The sequence below is a fragment of the Streptomyces sp. NPDC088910 genome (assembly GCF_044749865.1).
In the GTDB taxonomy this organism is placed as follows: domain Bacteria; phylum Actinomycetota; class Actinomycetes; order Streptomycetales; family Streptomycetaceae; genus Actinacidiphila.
Map to the genome: position 1 here is coordinate 139,038 of NZ_JBIVIV010000011.1, position 17,514 is coordinate 156,551.

A 17,514-nucleotide genomic window follows, 5' to 3' on the forward strand; every position below is an offset into this window, starting at 1 on the left:
CTGTCCGTGGCGGGTGTCAGACTCGACAGCATGACCAGCCCCACCGTGCCCGCCGCCCCGGCCCCGCGCCGCCGGGTCCTCGTCGTGGACGACGACCCGACTGTCGCCGAGGTCGTCGCGGGCTACCTCGACCGGGCGGGCTTCGCCGTCGAGCGCGTCGCCGACGGCCCCTCCGCCGTCGCCCGCGCCGCCGCCCTCCGGCCCGATCTGGTCGTCCTCGACCTCATGCTGCCCGGCATGGACGGCCTCGAGGTCTGCCGCCGTATCCGCGAGAACGGACCCGTGCCGGTCGTCATGCTCACCGCCCGTGGCGACGAGGACGACCGCATCCTCGGGCTCGAAGTCGGCGCGGACGACTACGTGACCAAGCCGTTCAGCCCTCGCGAGCTGGTGCTCCGCGTCGAGTCCGTCCTGCGCCGCGCGGGCAGCCCGCCCGACCCCGCCTCCGCCCCCGGCGCGTGGCTGCGCTCCGGCTCCCTCGCCCTCGACCCGGCCGCCCGCCGCGCCACCCGCCACGGCGCCGAACTCCCCCTCACCATCCGCGAATTCGACCTCCTCGCCTTCTTCCTCCACCACCCGGGCCGCGTCCTCGGCCGCGAGGAACTCATGCGCCGCGTCTGGGGCTGGGAATTCGGCGACCTCTCCACCGTGACCGTCCACGTCCGCCGCCTCCGCGAGAAGATCGAGGCCGACCCCGCCCGGCCCCGCCTGATCACCACCGTCTGGGGCGTCGGCTACCGCTTCGACCCGTCCGACGACCCGGCGGACGACCCCGCGGACGACCCGGTGGGCGACCGGGACATGGGCGCGGCCCCGGCATCGGGCGGGGGACACGATGCGTGACGTGGTGCTCATCGCCGCCTACGCGGCGGCCGGGGCGGGGGCGGCCGGGGTGCTCGGAGCGGTCGCGCTGCGGCTGCTGCGGCACCGGTCGGTGGCGTTGTCGCTCGCCGTGGTCGCCGTCGTGACGGTGGCGGCGATGCTCGCGGGGACGCTGTCGGTGGCGTGGGCGATGTTCCTGTCGCAGCACGACCTGGGTGTGGTCACGACGGTGTGCGGGATGGCGGCCGTGGTGTCGCTGGGCGTCACGCTGCTGCTGGGGCGGCGGGTTGTGGCGGGCAGCCGCGCGCTGGCCGCCGCCACGCGGGCGTTCGGCGACGGCGACGCCTTTGCCGCTCCCGCGCACGCGCCCACGGCCGAACTCGCCGAACTCGGCCGCGAGTTGGCCGTCACCAGCGCCAAGCTGGCCGACTCGCGCCAGCGCGAGCGCGCCCTTGAGGCGTCGCGCCGCGAGCTGGTCGCGTGGATCTCGCACGACCTGCGGACGCCGCTCGCCGGGCTGCGGGCGATGACCGAGGCGCTGGAGGACGGCATAGCGGAGGACCCGGCCCGCTACCACAAGCAGATACGGGCCGAGGTCGACCGGCTCAGCGGCATGGTCGGCGACCTCTTCGAACTCTCCCGCATCCAGGCGGGCGTTCTCGCCCTCTCCCCCACCCGCATGTCGATGTACGACCTCGTCGGCGACGCCATAGCGGGCGCCAATCCGCTGGCGCGCGAGCACGGTGTACGGCTGGTCGGCGACGGGGTCGAGCCGGTGCCGGTGGAGGTCGACGGCCGTGAGATGACGCGGGTCCTGGCCAATCTTCTGGCCAACGCCATCCACCGCACCCCCGCGGACGGCACCGTCGCCGTTTCCGCTCGGCGCGACGCCGCTTCCGGCTCCGTCGTGCTCTCCGTCACCGACGGCTGCGGCGGCATCCCCGCCGACGACCTTCCCCGCGTCTTCGACACCGGGTGGCGCGGGACCGGGGCGCGGACGCCTCCGGCGGGGGCGGGGCTCGGGCTCGCCATCGTCCGTGGCATCGTCGAGGCCCACCATGGGCGTGCCGCCGTGCACAACGTCCCAGGCGGCTGCCGCTTCGACGTCGTCCTCCCCGCCGCCCCCCTCTAACGGGCGGCACCCCGTGCCTTCAGGGGCAGGGGGCAAGTCGGTCGCTCCCCGGACCGCCGGCCGGTGGGGGTTTGCTCGCGCAGTTCCCGCGCGCTCGGTGGCGCAGCCGCCTGCGGGATGGGGGGCCTGGCCGACTAGGCCGACGGGCGTTGGGGGGCGTGGGCGAAATCGGTGACGCCCTGGGTGAAGGGGACGCGGGGGGACCAGGCGAGTTCGTGGTGGGCGCGGGCCGCGGAGGCCGTGACGTGGCGGACGTCGCCGAGCCGGTACGCCCCGGTGACGCGGGGCGCGGGCCCCCCGGTGACGGCGGACAGGACGGTGGCCATCTCGCCGACGGTCCTCGGCGTGCCGGTGGCGATGTTGTAGGGGCGCAGGCCGCCGGGCGGCCGGTCGCCGAGCCGGGTGAGGGCGGCGACATTGGCGGCGGCCACATCGGCGACGTGGATGAAGTCCCGGCGCTGGCGGCCGTCTTCGAAGACGGCGGGGGCCTCGCCGCGGGCGAGGGCGGAGCGGAAGAGGGCGGCGACACCGGCGTAGGGGGTGTCACGGGGCATGCCGGGCCCGTAGACGTTGTGGTAGCGCAGGGAGACGGCCCGGCCGTCGGCGGCGCGGGCCCAGGCGGCGGCGAGGTGTTCCTGGGCGAGCTTGGTGGCGGCGTAGACGTTGCGGGGGTCGGCGGGCGCGTCCTCGTCGACGAGGCCGGGCGCGAGCGGTTCGCCGCAGCGGGGGCACGGCGGTTCGAAGCGGCCCGCGTCGAGGTCGGCGACCTGTCGCGGCCCCGGCCGTACGACGCCGTGCCGCGCGCACTCGTAACGTCCTTCGCCGTAGACGACCATCGACCCGGCGAGGACGAGCGACCGTACGCCCGCGTCGGCCATGGCGGCGAGCAGCACCGCGGTGCCGAGGTCGTTGCAGCTCACGTAGTCGGGGGCGTCGGCGAAGTCCTTGCCGAGGCCGACCATGGCGGCCTGGTGGCAGACCGCGTCGGCACCGCGCAGGGCCTCCTCGACGGCGGCCCGGTCGCGGACGTCGCCGTGCCGCCATTCGACGCCGTCTGGCACGGGCGGCGGTGGGGCCCGGTGGGCGGCGGGCAGCAGCGCGTCGAGGACCCGTACCCGGTGTCCGGCGGTGCGCAGCGCGGTGACGATGTGCGAGCCGATGAAGCCCGCGCCTCCCGTGACAAGTACCAGCATGGGCCCGACCGTACGGTCCCGGCCGGGCCCATGGACCGGGCCCGGCCGGGGCGTCAGCGCTCCGTAAGAACTCCCCGCGCCGCCTCACACCAGCGCGGGCACCTCGTACGTGAGCGTCGCCGCGTCCGCGTCCAGCACCGCGGGCACCCCGAGCGGCACGGTCAGCGTGGACTCGCAGTGGCCGAAGCCGAATTCCTCGACGATCGGTACGCCGAGGCCGCCGAGGAGGTCGGTCATCAGGGACCGGACGGCGGGGTACGGGCCGCAGTCCTGCCAGGAGCCGAGGACGATTCCGGCGACGCCGTCGAGCCAGCCGGAGCGCAGGAGTTGGGTGAGGATGCGGTCGAGTCGGTACGGCTCCTCGCCGATGTCCTCCAGGACGAGGATGCCGCCCGCGGCGGACGGGCGGGAGTACGGGGTGCCGAGGTCGGAGGCGAGCAGGCTGACGCAGCCGCCGAGGGTGACCCCGGCCGCGCGGCCCGGTACGAGGGTGCGGGCGGTCGGGGAGGTGGGCGTCAGGGTCTCGTCGGGCGTGAAGAGGGTGCGCCGCAGGTGGTCCTGGGTGGGGCCGTCCTTGAGGAAGGTCTCGGTCGCCGCCATCGGGCCGTGCAGCGTGGCCAGGCCGAGCCGGGTCGCGAACGCCTCGTGGAGCGCGGTGATGTCGCTGTAGCCGATGAACGCCTTGGGCGTGGCCGCGCCCATGGCGTCCCAGTCGAGCAGGTCGACCATGCGCTGCGCGCCGTAGCCGCCGCGGGCGCACAGCACGGCCGCCAACGACGGGTCGCACCACGCCTGTTGGAGGTCGTCGGCGCGGGCCCGGTCGGTGCCCGCGAGGTAGCCGGAGGGGTGGTCGTCCAGGACGTGCGGTGCCACGACGGGGTCGAGGTCCCAGCTCCGCAGGATGTCGAGGCCCGCGTCGAGGCGTTCGCGCGGTACGGGGCCGCTGGGCGCCACGACGCCGATCCGGTCACCGGGCGCCAGCCGCCGGGGGCGGATCAGCGCGGGCACCGGCCCGCCGACCGGGCCGGCCGCCTGCCGCGGTCCGCCCCCGGAGCCCCGTCCGGCAGAGGCGTCGGCGGAGGAGGCGGCAGCGGCAGCCGTAGAACTCTCCGTCATGTGTGCAGCTCCAGCGGCGCGACGCCCTCCGGCGTGAAGCCGAAGACCTGCCCGTAGAGGGCGAGTTCGGCCTCCAGGCAGGTGACCATGGTGTCCAGGCGGCGGAAGCCGTGGCTCTCGCCCTCGAAGGTCAGATACGCGTGCGGGATGCCGCGTCCGGCGACGGCCTCCAGGAACCGCTCGCACTGCACGGGCGGGCAGATCACGTCGTCCAGGCCCTGGAGCAGCAGGAACGGCACGTCTATCCGGTCGCCGTGGTGGACTGGTGAGCGGTCGCGGTAGCGCTCGGGCACCTCGTCGAGCGGCCCGATCAGCGACTCCAGGTACTCCGACTCGAAGTCGTGCGTCTCCCCGCCCTCCCGCGACCAGCCGCGCAGGTCGAGGATCGGGTAGATGACGGTGCCGCAGGCGTAGGTGTCGGTGGTGGTCAGGGCCGCGGCGCTGGTCCAGCCGCCGGCGCTGCCGCCGCGGATGGCCAGCCGCGCGGGGTCGGCGACGCCTTCGGCGACCAGCCCCTCGGCGACGGCGGCGCAGTCCTCGACGTCCACCACGCCCCACTGTTCGCGCAGCCGGTTGCGGTAGGCGCGGCCGTAACCGGTGGAGCCGCCGTAGTTGACCTCGGCGACGCCGATGCCGCGGGAGGTGAAGTAGGCGATCTCCAGGTCGAGGACCATCGCGGCGCGGCTGGTGGGTCCGCCGTGCACCCAGATGACGTAGGGCGCGGGTCCCTCGGCGGTGACCAGCGGATTGCGCGGCGGGTAGACCTGCGCGTGCACCTCGCGCCCGCCGGGGCCGGTGAAGGTCCTGGCCAGGGCGTCGGGCACGTAGGCGGGGTCGACCGTGTCGTGGTGCGCGCTGCCGATGACGCGGGTGCGGCCGGTCTTGACGTCCAGCTCGACCAGTTCGTACGAGGTGCGGGCGCTGCCCGCGACGCCGATGACGCGGCTGCCGGACGCGGCGAGGGTCGCATTCCACTCGGTCCAGTGCCCGGGGGCGTCGGTGACCTCGCCGGTGGCGGGGTCGAGCAGGCCGAGCCGCAGGGCGCCGACGCCGTGCAGGACGGCGATCAGGCCGTCGTCGAGCGGGGCGAACCAGTGGTGGCCGAGTTTCCACAGCGCGTTGCCGAATTCCTCCTGGCGTGCGCAGAGGTTGACGGCTTCGCCGGTGGCCGGGTCGACGCGGTGCAGATTCCACCAGCCGGTGCGGTCGGTGGCGGCGAGCAGGGTGCCGTCGGCCGCCCAGTCGACCTGGGTGACCGATTCCTCGGGGCCGCCGATCAGGGTGCGGGCGGCGGTGAAGGTGCCGTCGGCGGTGACGTCGGCGATCCGCAGTTCGGTGCCGTCCCAGGGCATCAGCGGGTGGTCCCAGGCGGTCCAGGCGGCCCGCGTGCCGTCGGGCGACAGGCGGGGTCCCGTGACGAACCGGTGGGTGGCGGGGGCGAGTTCGCGTACGGCCGCGCGGTCGTCGGCGGCGGAGCCGTCGAGCGGTACGGCGGCGGGCACGCGGCGTACGTCGGTGGGCTTGTCGCCGGTGAACTCCTCCAGGACTCCCCAGACCTCACCGCGCTCGCGGTGCAGTGTCAGGTCGGCCCAGCGCAGTCCGCCGCCGACGGCGCCGACCGGGGTCAGCGGGCGCGGCGGGGTCTGCGGCTCGTCGGGGCGGAAGGCGTAGAGCCGCTGGTCGGCGAAGTTGGCGAAGACCACCAGCGGGGCGCCGTCCACGACGGCGCCCGCCCAGGGGGTGCCGCCGTATTCGATGACGCGGCTGCGGACGTTCCACGGCGCGGGCAGCGGGCATTCCTCGGTGCCGTCGGGCCTGCGGCGGATCAGCGCGCGGCGGCCCCCTTCGGCGGGGCGGGGCGCGGTCCACCAGACGTCGTCGCCGACGATGCCGACGAATTCGGGGCTGCCGTCGTGTGCGGCGGCCGTGGTGGCGTCGACGGGTGAGGGCCAGGCGCCGTGCGGGGTGGTGCTCCCGGTGGTCGTGGTCACGCTCCGGCCTCCGTTCCCGTGGCGCGCAGGAAGCGGTCGAGGACGTGGACGCCGAAGTGCAGCGCGTCGACGGGCACCCGCTCGTCCACGCCGTGGAAGAGCGCCTGGTAGTCGAAGCCTGGGGGCAGCCGCAGCGGTGAGAAGCCGTAGCCGGTGATGCCGAGCCGGGAGAACTGCTTGGCGTCGGTGCCGCCGGACATGCAGTAGGGCACGACGTGCGCCTGCGGGTCGAAGTGTTCCAGCGACTCGCGCATCGCGGCGTAGGTCGGGGAGTCGACTGGGGCCTGGAGCGGGATCTCGCGGTGGTGGAACTCCCAGTCGACGTCGGGTCCTGTGAGCCGGTCCATGGTGGCGGCGAACTCGTCCTCGGCGCCGGGCAGCATGCGTCCGTCGACGTAGGCGGTGGCGGAGCCGGGGATCACGTTGACCTTGTAACCGGCTTGCAGCATCGTCGGGTTGGCGCTGTTGCGGACGGTGGGCCTGACCAGGTCGGCCGCCGCGCCGAGCCGTTCGAGGAGGGTGTCGACGTCGTCCAGGGCGGCCTGGTCGGCGGGGACGCCGTAGAGCGCGGCCAGTTCGGTGAGCGCGGCGGTGACGGTGGCGGTGAGGCGGACTGGCCAGTCGTACTCGCCGATCCGGGCGATGGCGGCGGCCAGTCGGCTGACCGCGTTGTCCCGGTTGACCTTGGAGCCGTGGCCCGCCTTGCCGTGTGCGGTGAGCTTGAGCCAGGCGGTGCCGCGCTCGCCCGCGGCGACGGGATAGATCCGCAGGTCGTCGTTGGCGTGGAAGGTGAAGGCGCCGGATTCGCTGATGCCTTCGGTGCAGCCCTCGAAGAAGTCGGCGTGCTTCTCGGTGAGGAAGCCGGAGCCGTAGGAGGCGCTGTCCTCCTCGTCGGCGGTGAAGGCGAGCACGATGTCGCGGGTGGGGCGGTGTCCGGTACGGGCCCAGGCGCGGACGGTGGCGAGCACCATCGCGTCCATGTTCTTCATGTCGATGGCGCCGCGGCCCCAGACGACGCCGTCCCTGATCTCGCCGGAGAAGGGGTGCACGGTCCAGTCGGCGGCCTCGGCGGGCACGACGTCCAGGTGGCCGTGGACGAGCAGCGCGTCGGCGGCCGGGTCGCTGCCCGCGATCCGGGCGAGCACGTTGGCGCGGCCGGGCCCGGATTCCACGATCTGCGCTTCGATCCCGGCGTCGGAGAGCTGCTGGGCGACGTATTCGGCGGCGGGCCGTTCGTTGCCGTCGCCGCCGCCGCGGTTGGTGGTGTCGATCCTGATGAGGTCGGACGTGAAGGTCACGACCTCGTCGAGTGCCCGCGCGTCCACGGCGTCGTGCCGGACGTCTCGCTCGGCGGTCCGCTCAGCCATACTGCTCCTCCACCGCTTGCGACACGAGTGTGGTGACCGCCTTGAAGGCCCTGATGCCCTCGTACATCGTGGGCAGCGTGTAGGCGACACGCCGCTCCCCCGTCCGCTCCACGCCGGGCACCACGGTGGCGGCCCCGGCCAGGTGGACGGCGTCGAATTCCAGCTCGACGGTGAAGGGCCCGGCCTGCGCGGGCTCGTGGCGCACGGCCAGCGCCGCGGCGTCCTTGGCGGCGGCCCTGATGTCGGCGGCGGTGCGCGCGGGCGGGCGGCAGACGGCCGCGTAACGCGACACGTAGTCCTTCACCGCGACGGTACGGGCCTGCGGCGCGTACCCCTCGGCGTCGATCCCGGTCCTGTCGTCGCCGGTCACCAGCACCACGGGGACGCCGTACTCGGCGACGACCAGCGCGTTGAGCCTGCCCTCGCTGGCAGCGACGCCGTTGACCCACACGCCGGTGATGGAGTTGGCGAGGTAGGTGTGGGCGAGGACGCCCTCGGTCCCGGCGCCGGTGTGGTAGCCGACGAAGGCGATGCCGTCCACGTCTCCGTGCTGGACGCCCTCGACCATGGACAGGTCCTTGTGGCGGCCGGTGAGCATCTGGGCGCGCTCGTCCAGCTTCTCCAGCAGGAGATTGCGCATGGTCCAGTGCGCCTCGTTGACCAGCACCTCGTCCGCGCCGCCGTCGTAGAAGCCCGCGACGGCGGCGTTGACGTCGGAGGTGAACATATGGCGGCAGCGCTGCCACTGCTCGCTGCCGGGCAGCACGTCGGCGGGCCAGGTGACACCCGTCGCGCCTTCCATGTCCGCCGAGATCAGGATCTTCATGTTGCGTCACGTTACGCGGCGGCCGGAGGGCGCACCAGGGCCGGGCCCGGCCTGTGGATAACTTCAGTGGTCCAGACCAGTGAAGCGGGTGGGGGAATCAGCCGGTACGGCCCGCCACCAGCCATTTCGACGGTATCTCTATGCGTGTCCCGTCCACCCTGAACTCCGTTGTCACCAGGGGCTGTTCACCGTCGGCCAGCACTTCGAGCCCGGCGGCCCGGAAGAATCCGGGCAGCGCCGCGTCCGACACCTCGCCGGGCGCGATGCCGTGCGCGAAGATCGCCCCGAGCTTCTGCGGCGGCCCGGAGGGCCCCTGCGCGAGCCCCATCAGCACCGGCTTGGCCGCCTCCGCCAGCTCCAGCGCGAAGGCCCGGCCGCGGTGCCCGGTGAGCACCGCTATGCCGTCCGCCAGCCGCCCGCGGTCCTCCGGCTCGCACTGGTGCAGCACCCCGCGCATGTAGACGTTGGCGTCGCCGATCTCCTCGTGCAGCCGCTCCACCGCGTCGGTGTCCACCGCGTCCAGCCGCTGGTACTCCGCCACCCCGTGCGGATCGTCGCGCCTGGCCCGGTCGATCGCCTCCCGCGAGAGGTCCACGCCGACCACCCGGTCGTACCGCTCGGCCAGGAAGCGGGTCTGCGTCCCGTTCCCGCAGCCGAGGTCCACCACCGGAAGGCCGGGGTCGAAGTACGCCCGGAAGTGCGGGTAGTGCTGTTCCGCCGCGAGCTCGGGGTCGCAGTCCCAGAAGACTCCGCCGGGCTCGTGGGGCGCGTCCTGCCAGAAACTCTCCCACGCCTGCTCATACCCGCTGGACACGTTCACGCGTACTCACCACTCCCCAGGACCGCGATCGTAGAAAAGGCACAGGCACGGCCGCCGACCGTGCCCGCATCAGGAGCTACCGGACCGTCACTTCGGAGTCAACGGCCCGGGCGGAATCGACGGCGCCGACGTCATCGACGCCACGGACGGAACCGACGCCTCGGACGGAATCGACGGCAGCGGCGTATTGAACGCCTCGGACGGAACCGACCGCGCCGGCGGGATCAGCGGCTCCGGCCCGGCAGCGGCTGCTCGAACCAGACGGACTTGCCCTGCGCGAAGCGGCTGGTCCCCCACTCGCGGGCGAGCCTGCTGACGATCCGCATGCCGCGCCCGCCCTCGTCGTCGGGCCCGGCGCTCAGCAGGACGGGGACGGCGTGGTCGTCGTCGGTCACCTCGCACAGCAGCGCGCCCGCGCGGACGAGCCGCAGCCCGATCCGCCGGGTGTGCGCGTGCCGCACCGCGTTGGTGACCACCTCGCCGACCAGCAGCTCCGCCGTCTCCGACATCTCCGCCAGGTCCCAGCCGAGCAGCGTCTCGCGGACCAGACCGCGGGCCCGCGCCACCTCGCGCGGCTCCGGCTCCAGCTCCCAGGTCCTCACGTCGTGCCGCGGGATGCCGTTGAGCCGGGCCATCAGCAGCGCCACGTCGTCCTTGCGACCGCCGCGCGGGTTGAGCGCGCGGATGATCGTGTCGCAGGCGTCGTCCATCGACGCGGCCGGGTGCGCGGCGCTCTCGCACAGCGCGGCCAGACCGGTGCCGATGTCCTGGCCGCGCACCTCCACCAGGCCGTCGGTGCACAGGATGAGCCGGTCGCCGGGCGCGACCGGCACCCGTACCGTCTCGAACGGCACCCCGCCGACGCCCAGCGGCGCGCCCGTGGGCACGTCGAGCAGCTCGCTGCGGCCGTCGACGGCGCGGACCAGCACCGGCGGGATGTGTCCCGCGTTGGCGATCAGCAGATCGGACTCGACCGGGTCGTAGACCGCGTAGAGGCAGGTCGCCAGATACTGCTCGCCGAGCCGCTGCGCCAGGTCGTCCAGATTGCGCAGCAGTTGGGCCGGTGGCATGTCGAGCCCGGCCATGGTCTGCACGGCGGTACGGAACTGGCCCATCATCGCGGCCGAGTTCAGCCCGTGGCCCATCACGTCGCCGACCACCAGCGCCAGCCGCGAGCCGGGCAGCTTGATGCTGTCGAACCAGTCGCCGCCGACCCGGCCCAGCCGCTCGCCCGGCAGGTAGCGGGTCGCCACGTCACACCCCGGCATCCGCGGCGCGATGTGCGGCAGCATGCTGTCCTGGAGGGTGTCGGCGACATTCTCCTGATACGTGTACATGCGCGCGTTGTCGAGGACGAGCCCGGCGCGGGCGGCCAGTTCCGCGCCCGTCACGCGGTCCATGTCGTTGAACACCGCCCGCTCGCGGTGGCGCAGCAGGATCATGAAGCCCAGCACCACATCGCGCGCCTTCAGCGGGACGACGAGCATCGAGCGGTTGTTGATCAGCGGGCTGATGTCGCGCTTGGGGAACTGCGCGGCGATCGCGTTGCCCATCGGCTCGCTGATCCGCGGCACGAGCACCGGGTCGCCGGTGGTCATGCACTGGAAGAACGGCGTCTGCGCGGGGAAGGGCATGGACTCGCCGACCGGCACCACGTCGTCCCAGCGGCCCGGTTCGTCGGTGTGCTCGACCGCCACGCGGTACCACATGGTGGTGACATCGGGCGGCCCGTCGGGGAAGCCCTCACCCGCCAGCACCTGCTCGCGCAGATATGTGCCCGCAACATCAGTGAAGCGCGGCACGACGGCCGCGCTGACTTCCTGAATGGTCCTGGCCAGATCCAGCGAGGTGCCGATCCGGCCGCTCACCTCGTTGAGGAATTCGAGGTGTTCGCGGACCGCCGCGTATTCGAGGTCGGGCGCCAACTCCTCGGCCGGGACGGCCCGCGGGTCGGCCGCCGCGGCGGCCTCGGCGGCGCGCCGTCTGGCCTGCCGCTCGGCCCGGCGCGGCACGCCCCAGTCCGGGGTGACCGGCACCCGGTCGTGCTGGCTTATCTCCAGCACCGGATAGCCCAGTTCCAGCACCTGCGCCACGATCCGCCCGCTCTCCAGCGGATTCATGCTCGGCAGGATCTCGGGCAGTTGCCTGGCGAGCTGGTCGGAACCGGGGAATTCGGTGTGCAGCGCGAAGCCGGGCGCTATCCGCTCCGAGTAGTCCGCCGCCCCCGACCTGTCGGTCGCCGCCGCGTCGGGGTCGGTCATCGCGGAGGGCGTCCCGGCGGCGGCGGAGGAACCGGCCGCGGAAGAGGCGTCGGTGGCCAGCACGAGCAGCCGCTCGGGGCCCGGACCGACCAGCGGGTAGGCCCACCACAGCACGTCCAGGGGGACGCGCCCGTCGCCGTCGGCGTCCGTGCGCCGCACGCAGTCGTACAACCGGGCGCGGCCCGCCGTCGGGTAGGAGCTGGCACCGGCCAGCGAGGACTCCAGGTCGGGCCCGGTGACGTCGTACGGGTACGCGGTGCCCGCCGTGCCGCCGCCCGGGGCGGCGTCCGGGGGCACGTCGAGTGCGCCGCCCACCGGTAAGAGGTCGAGCGCGTTCCGCCCGACGGCCTCTTCCCGTGTCCAGCCGAACAGCCGGCGCGCACCCGTACTCCAGTGCGACACCAGCCCGGCGGCGTCCACGACGATCACCGCGAGCGGGATACGTCCGGACGGCTCCGGCGGTTGACGGCGGTCCATGGTTCGTCGGGCTCCTTCCCTCGGCCCCGCGGTCCGGGGCCGGAGTGCGGTGGGAACCGCCCCGGCACAAGATCTACGATGCCGTTAACCACGGTACGACCGGTCCGGGTGCCAGGGGAGGGAAAGTACGAATCCGGGCGCACGCCCGCGCGCGAGCAACCAAACTGCCCGTGCTAGCGTCCAAACCCTCTGTTCGAACTCTCTCACGTCGGTGGAGTTCGACCCCCTCGCCGGAAGGGATGCCGGCCGGGGCGCACCGCATCCGCGACTGGAAGAGGCCACGTGACCACCTGGCAGCCTGCGCGCTGGACCGCCATGAGGGGACCGGGGGCCCTTTTCCGGCGGGTCGACCTGCGCAATCCTGTCGTGGCCGCCACGGTGCTCGCCGCGGTCCTGCATGTGATCTGGGCCTATTTCCTGGCCAAGGACTCCGGCGACATGGCCGCGCAGTACGCCTGGACGGACTTCATAAGGGCCCACCCCTCCGCCTCGTACAACCTGTCCTGGTACGGCGGCATGCACCCCGCGTCGTACAGCATTCTGTCGCCGTACATCATGGCCGGGCTCGGGGTGCGGACCACCGCCGTGATCGCGGGCACCTTGTCCACGACGGCGGCGACGCTACTGCTGATCCGGGCCCGGATCAAGCGCCCGATGCTGCCCGCGCTGTGGACGGCGTTCGCTCTTTGGGGTGACGTGCTCTCCGGGCGGGTCACCTTCGCGCTGGGCGTCCTCTTCGGTCTGATCGCCACGCTGCTGCTGTTCCCCACCGACCCGCCGGTAGGCGCGCGCCGCACCCCGCGGGTGCTGACCGCCACGCTGATGGGCGCGCTGGCCACCATGTGCAGCCCGGTCGCGGGGCTCTTCATCCTGGTGGTCGCGGCGGCGCTGTTCCTCACCGGGCGCCGCAAGGACGCGTATGTGATGGCGGTCTGCCCGCCCCTGGTGGTCGGCGCGACCTCGCTGCTCTTCCCCTTCTACGGGGTGCAGCCCTTCAAGTGGTTCTTCGCCATCATCCCCTTCGCCACGGCCGTGGCGATCGCCCTGGTGGTGCCGCGCGAATGGCGCGTCGTACGCGTCGGCAGCTGGATCTACGCGGCCGGTGTCGCGCTGACGTACGTCATCCCGTCGCCGATCGGCAGCAACGTGGAGCGGCTGGCCCTGCTGTTCGGCGGCACCGTGCTGCTGATCGTGGCCATGGCGTGGACCAGGGGCGGCCGGATGGCGCTGATGCTCTACCTGGCCTTCCTGGGCGTCGCGGGCTGGCAGATCTCCAAGCCCGTGGTGGACCTGGTGAACACCTCGGCGCCCTCGTCCACGGTCGAGCACGCGGCGCCGCTGATCGCGCAGCTCACCAAGGTGCGCGCGGACAAGGGCCGGGTCGAGGTCGTACCGCTGCGCTCGCACTGGGAGGCGTCGGGCCTGGCCCCGCACGTCAACCTGGCGCGCGGCTGGAACCGGCAGGCGGACGTCGAGCGCAATCCGCTCTTCTACGACGGCACGCTGACCGCGGAGACCTACCGGCAGTGGCTCCAGCGCTGGAGCGTCGGGTACGTGGTGCTGCCGTCGGACACCCCGGACGGCGCGGCGGTGGCCGAGGCGAAGATCGTGGCGGCGGGCCAGAGCTGGCTGACGCCGGTCTGGCACGACGACTACTGGAAGCTCTACAGGGTCGCGAACGCCGATCCGCTGGCCGATCCGCCCGCGATCGTGGACGAGGCGAGTCCGGCCGAGCTGACCGTGACGATGCCGACCAGCGGCTCGGTGATCCTGCGCATCCCGTGGTCGCCGGTGCTGGGCATCGAGGGCGCCAACGACAACAAGCACGGCTGTCTCATCCAGGACGGCGACTGGACGCGGCTGTACGCGCCCTCGCCCGGCACGTACCGGATCGGCGGCACGTACGCGCTGATCCGCGGCACGCAGTGCAACAAGAACGACGTGGACGGCAGCGGCAGGCCGGACGGCGCGGCACCGGCCGGGCGCTGACCGGCCGGCTGTCCGACCTGCACGGCCTGTTGTCCCACCTGCACGGCCCGCTGTCCGACCGGCCGACCGGCGCCCGAGGGCCGCGGTGACCGGGAACGGCAACGGGCAGTGACCCTCACTCTTGTGGAGTAAGGGTCACTGCCCGTTCCGTACGGCGGTGGATACGCCCGCGCGTCCACGGCGGGTACGGCGGCGGCACGGTCCTCGTCGGCGTGACCGACGTATCCGGCGTGACCGACGTATCCGCCGGACAGGCCCTAGTCGGCGTGTCCGAGCTGGAGGTCCCGCTCGGTCCTGCCGCCGCCCGCGACCTGGAGGACGGTGGCGACCGGCGGGTAACCGGCGGCGATCACCGTGTACTCACCGGCGGCGAGGTCCACGAACCGGAAGTGCCCGTCGGGGCCGGTGGTGACCGAGTCCACGACATTGCCCGCCGCGTCCAGCAGCGTGACCCGCGCGTCCTCGACCAGCCGCCCGCCGGGGGCGCGTACGGTCCCGCGCAGCACCGCGCCGCCCGCCAGCTCCACGTCCTGCCGGGTCTCCCGCGACGCTTGCACCGACACCGGCAGCGCGGCGGGCCTGAAGGCGGGCGCGCTGGCCGCCAGCGTGTACTCGCCCGCCACCAACTCGCTCAGGACGTAGGCGCCTTCGCGTCCGCTGCGGGAGGTCGCCACGACGTCGCCGCGGATGTCGGTCAGGGTCACGATGGCGTCCCTGACCGGGGTGCCGTCCGCGGTGCGCACGGCGCCCGCCAGACGTCCGGCGCCGCCGAGCACCACGTCGAGTTCGACCGGGCGGTCGGCGACGGTGATGCTGACGGCCTGCGGCTGGTGGCCGCCCGCGGCGGCGATCAGCACATAGCTGCCGCTGCCCGGGGTGCTCAGCGCGTACCGGCCGTCCTCGGTGGTCGCGCCGCGGCCGATCTGCCGTCCCGTGACGTCGATCAGGGTGAGCGCGGCGCGGCCGACGGAACTGCCGTCGGAGTGCTGGACGGTGCCGCACACGGGCACACCGCCCGCGTAGCTCTTGCGGGCGCCCGGCACGGCCGAGTCGGTCACGGTGAAGCCGGGCGCGCCGTCGGCGCCGGTGAGGGTGTCGGTGGCGGTGTCGCCGTCGTACGTGGTCGTCGGGGAAGCGGGGCCGTGCTGGGTCACCAGGGGTTTCTCCTTGAGGAGGAAGGCGAAGAGGAAGCCGAGCGCGAGCACCGGCACCAGGTAGAGGAAGATCCGCGGCATGGCCTCGGCGTACGCGTTGACGTACCCGTCGCGCACAGCCGCGGGGAGTGTGCGGACCAGTTGGGGGGTGACCGACTGGGCGTCGGGCAGGTGGGCGCCCTTGGGGAGTTCGACCGCGAGGCGCTTGGCGAGGCGGTCGGCGAAGAGCGTGCCGAAGACGGCCGCGCCGACCGAACCGCCGATCTGCCGGAAGTAGTTGTTGGCGCTGGTGGCCGCGCCGATGTCGGTCGGGCGCACCGAATTCTGCACGGCGAGCACCAGCACGGGCAGCATCAGGCCGATGCCGAGGCCGAGTACGGCCATGTAGACGCTGTACTCGGCCTGCGGGGTGTCGGCGTCCATCAGCGACAGCAGATACATGCCGGCCGTCGACAGGGCGCCGCCGATGATCGGGAAGATCTTGTAGCGCCCTGTCCTGCTGATCAACTGCCCGCCGACGATGGAGGCGAGGACGACGCCCATCATCATCGGCAGCATGAGGAGCCCCGATCCGGTGGCGCTCGCGCCGTCGACCATCTGGAGGAAGGTCGGCAGATAGCTGGCCGCGCCGAACAGGGCGACGCCGACGATCCCGCCGATCAGGGCGGTGGTGTTGAAGACCCCGTCGCGGAACAGCCGCAAGGGGATGACCGGTTCCGCGGCGAACCGCTCGACGAGCACGAAGAGCAGCGCGCTGACCACGGCGCCCGCGCCGAGGCCGAGGATCTCCCGGGACTGCCAGCCGTACTTGGAGCCGCCCCAGGTGGTGACGAGCACCAGGCAGGTGGAGCCGACGGCCAGCAGCAGGGCGCCGAGCACGTCGAGGCGGGGCCGGACGGCGGGCTTGGGGAGTTTCAGCACGAGGCTGATCACGACGAGGGTGACCAGGCCGAAGGGCACGTTGATGGAGAAGCACCAGCGCCAGGAGGCGTGGTCGGTGAAGAAGCCGCCGAGCAGCGGTCCCGCGACCGACGCGAGGCCGAAGGCGGCGCCGATCAGGCCCATGTAGCGCCCGCGTTCCCGCGGGGGCACGATGTCGGCCATGATCGCCTGCACGCCGATCATCAGTCCGCCGCCGCCGATGCCCTGGATGGCGCGGAAGGCGATGAGTTCGTCCATGGTGCGCGACCACGCGGCCAGCGCGGAGCCGATGACGAAGGTCATGATCGCGAACTGGAAGACGATCTTGCGGCCGAAGAGGTCGCCGAGCTTGCCGTAGATCGGCAGTCCGATGGTGGACGCCAGCAGATAGGCGGTGACGACCCAGGACATCTTGTCGAGGCCGTGCAGCTCGCCGACGATCTTCGGCAGGGCGGTGGCCACGATCATCTGGTCGAGCGCGGCCAGCAGCAGCGCCAGCATCAGGCCGACGAAGACCAGCCGGACCCGGCGCGGTGTGAGGTCGACCGCGGCGCCGTTGCCGCCGGGCGGTCCCGAGGCGCCGCCCGCCTCCTCGGCCGCGCCCCCGGTCCCCTCCCCCGGCCGTTCGTCGTCCACGGCCGCCGGACGCTCGATCAGCGTGCTGCCACCCACTGCCACTCCCCTCGTCGCGCCTGCCTGGCCACCGTTTCCCGCATTAAGCGACAACGACGAGCAAGCGCGACGATTCTCAGGAAGTACGCGAAACCACCCGTATCAGTGAACGATCACGAAACCAGCGGCACCGTAAGGGACTTCACTCCCCCGCGGTGCACTCCCCTCACTTCACTCCACTCGGCCCCACTCCACTCGGCCCCACTCCACTCGGCCCCATCCCGCTCGACCCCACTCCGCTCGGCCCCATCCCGCTCGGCGCCTCACTTCTTCTCGACGTCGGCGGCCAGCGAGGCGAGCAGCGCGTCGTAGATACGGCCGAGGCCCTTGGGCGCGAAGGTGCGCTCGAAGAAGCCGCCGACGCCGCTCGCGCCCTGCCAGGTGGTGACGACGACGACCTTGCTGCGGCCCTCGCCCGACGGGGTGACCGTCCAGGTGTTCACGAGCGTCGAATTGCGGTCGGTCTCGACCAGCGTGTCCGCGGCGGGCGCGGAGACGTCGAAGAGGCAGTCGCGGATCCGCTTGCTGGTGGCCTGGAGCTTCCAGTGGACGACGGTGCCCGCGCCGTGGCCGCCCTCCCGGACCTCGTACTCGCTGAACTGCTCAGGGAGCACCCGGCCGCGGGTGCCCGCGTAGTCGGCGACGGCGGCGTACACCCGCTCCGGCTCCGCGTCGACGATCCGCTCCGTGGTGGCCTCGACCAGCGCCATGACTTCTCCTCAGGTCCGTGCCAGGTCGCGCGCCTTCCCGGCGCGCCGCACAAGCCAACCACA

At 73.0% G+C, this 17,514-nt stretch carries 12 protein-coding genes; 3 read left to right on the forward strand and 9 right to left on the reverse strand.

The annotated features are described in order from the left end of the window. Positions 1 to 30: 30 nt before the first annotated feature. Both ACIP4Z_RS24725 and ACIP4Z_RS24730 read left to right on the forward strand, forming a co-directional pair. The gene (locus ACIP4Z_RS24725) at positions 31 to 843 is read left to right on the forward strand and encodes a response regulator transcription factor (RefSeq protein WP_401311520.1); all 813 of its coding nucleotides are present in this window, start codon (positions 31 to 33) and stop codon (positions 841 to 843) included. Next, positions 836 to 1,954 (forward strand): HAMP domain-containing sensor histidine kinase, encoded by a 1,119-nt coding sequence (locus tag ACIP4Z_RS24730; RefSeq protein ID WP_355339181.1) that lies wholly within the window; start codon positions 836 to 838, stop codon positions 1,952 to 1,954. Before ACIP4Z_RS24725 ends, ACIP4Z_RS24730 begins: the two co-directional genes overlap by 8 nt. A 134-nt stretch (positions 1,955 to 2,088) precedes the next feature. Here ACIP4Z_RS24730 and ACIP4Z_RS24735 read toward each other — a convergent pair whose 3' ends face one another. The 7 genes from ACIP4Z_RS24735 to ACIP4Z_RS24765 form a co-directional block, all read right to left on the reverse strand. Beyond that, entirely contained in the window at positions 2,089 to 3,147 is a 1,059-nt protein-coding gene (locus ACIP4Z_RS24735; protein WP_401311524.1) for an NAD-dependent epimerase/dehydratase family protein, read from the reverse strand. An 84-nt stretch (positions 3,148 to 3,231) separates the two neighbouring features. Next, positions 3,232 to 4,155, reverse strand: a complete 924-nt coding sequence (locus ACIP4Z_RS24740; RefSeq protein ID WP_355339518.1) for an LD-carboxypeptidase — start codon at positions 4,153 to 4,155, stop codon at positions 3,232 to 3,234. A 104-nt stretch (positions 4,156 to 4,259) separates the two neighbouring features. Beyond that, complete coding sequence (locus tag ACIP4Z_RS24745) at positions 4,260 to 6,254, reverse strand: LpqB family beta-propeller domain-containing protein (protein WP_401311527.1); 1,995 nt, start codon at positions 6,252 to 6,254, stop codon at positions 4,260 to 4,262. Further along, entirely contained in the window at positions 6,251 to 7,621 is a 1,371-nt protein-coding gene (locus ACIP4Z_RS24750; protein ID WP_401311530.1) for a M20/M25/M40 family metallo-hydrolase, read from the reverse strand. The genes ACIP4Z_RS24745 and ACIP4Z_RS24750 overlap by 4 nt, the downstream gene beginning before the upstream one ends. Next, complete coding sequence (locus tag ACIP4Z_RS24755; protein ID WP_188281247.1) at positions 7,614 to 8,447, reverse strand: M55 family metallopeptidase; 834 nt, start codon at positions 8,445 to 8,447, stop codon at positions 7,614 to 7,616. Before ACIP4Z_RS24755 ends, ACIP4Z_RS24750 begins: the two co-directional genes overlap by 8 nt. A 97-nt stretch (positions 8,448 to 8,544) precedes the next feature. Continuing rightward, entirely contained in the window at positions 8,545 to 9,267 is a 723-nt protein-coding gene (locus ACIP4Z_RS24760; RefSeq protein ID WP_355339168.1) for a class I SAM-dependent methyltransferase, read from the reverse strand. Between the two features lie 224 nt (positions 9,268 to 9,491). Beyond that, on the reverse strand, positions 9,492 to 12,005 hold the full coding sequence (locus ACIP4Z_RS24765) for a SpoIIE family protein phosphatase (RefSeq protein WP_401311533.1): 2,514 nt from the start codon (positions 12,003 to 12,005) through the stop codon (positions 9,492 to 9,494). A 282-nt stretch (positions 12,006 to 12,287) separates the two neighbouring features. Between ACIP4Z_RS24765 and ACIP4Z_RS24770 the strand changes: the two genes are divergently transcribed. Next, positions 12,288 to 13,994 carry an MFS transporter gene (locus tag ACIP4Z_RS24770; RefSeq protein ID WP_355339162.1) on the forward strand — a complete coding sequence of 569 codons (1,707 nt, stop codon included), beginning with the start codon at positions 12,288 to 12,290 and terminating at the stop codon, positions 13,992 to 13,994. Positions 13,995 to 14,251: 257 nt separating this feature from the next. Here the strand turns inward: ACIP4Z_RS24770 and ACIP4Z_RS24775 are convergent, their stop codons facing one another. Continuing rightward, positions 14,252 to 16,741 carry a DHA2 family efflux MFS transporter permease subunit gene (locus ACIP4Z_RS24775; RefSeq protein ID WP_391049549.1) on the reverse strand — a complete coding sequence of 830 codons (2,490 nt, stop codon included), beginning with the start codon at positions 16,739 to 16,741 and terminating at the stop codon, positions 14,252 to 14,254. A gap of 263 nt (positions 16,742 to 17,004) precedes the next feature. Continuing rightward, positions 17,005 to 17,451, reverse strand: a complete 447-nt coding sequence (locus tag ACIP4Z_RS24780; protein WP_355339159.1) for an SRPBCC family protein — start codon at positions 17,449 to 17,451, stop codon at positions 17,005 to 17,007. Positions 17,452 to 17,514: the final 63 nt, after the last annotated feature.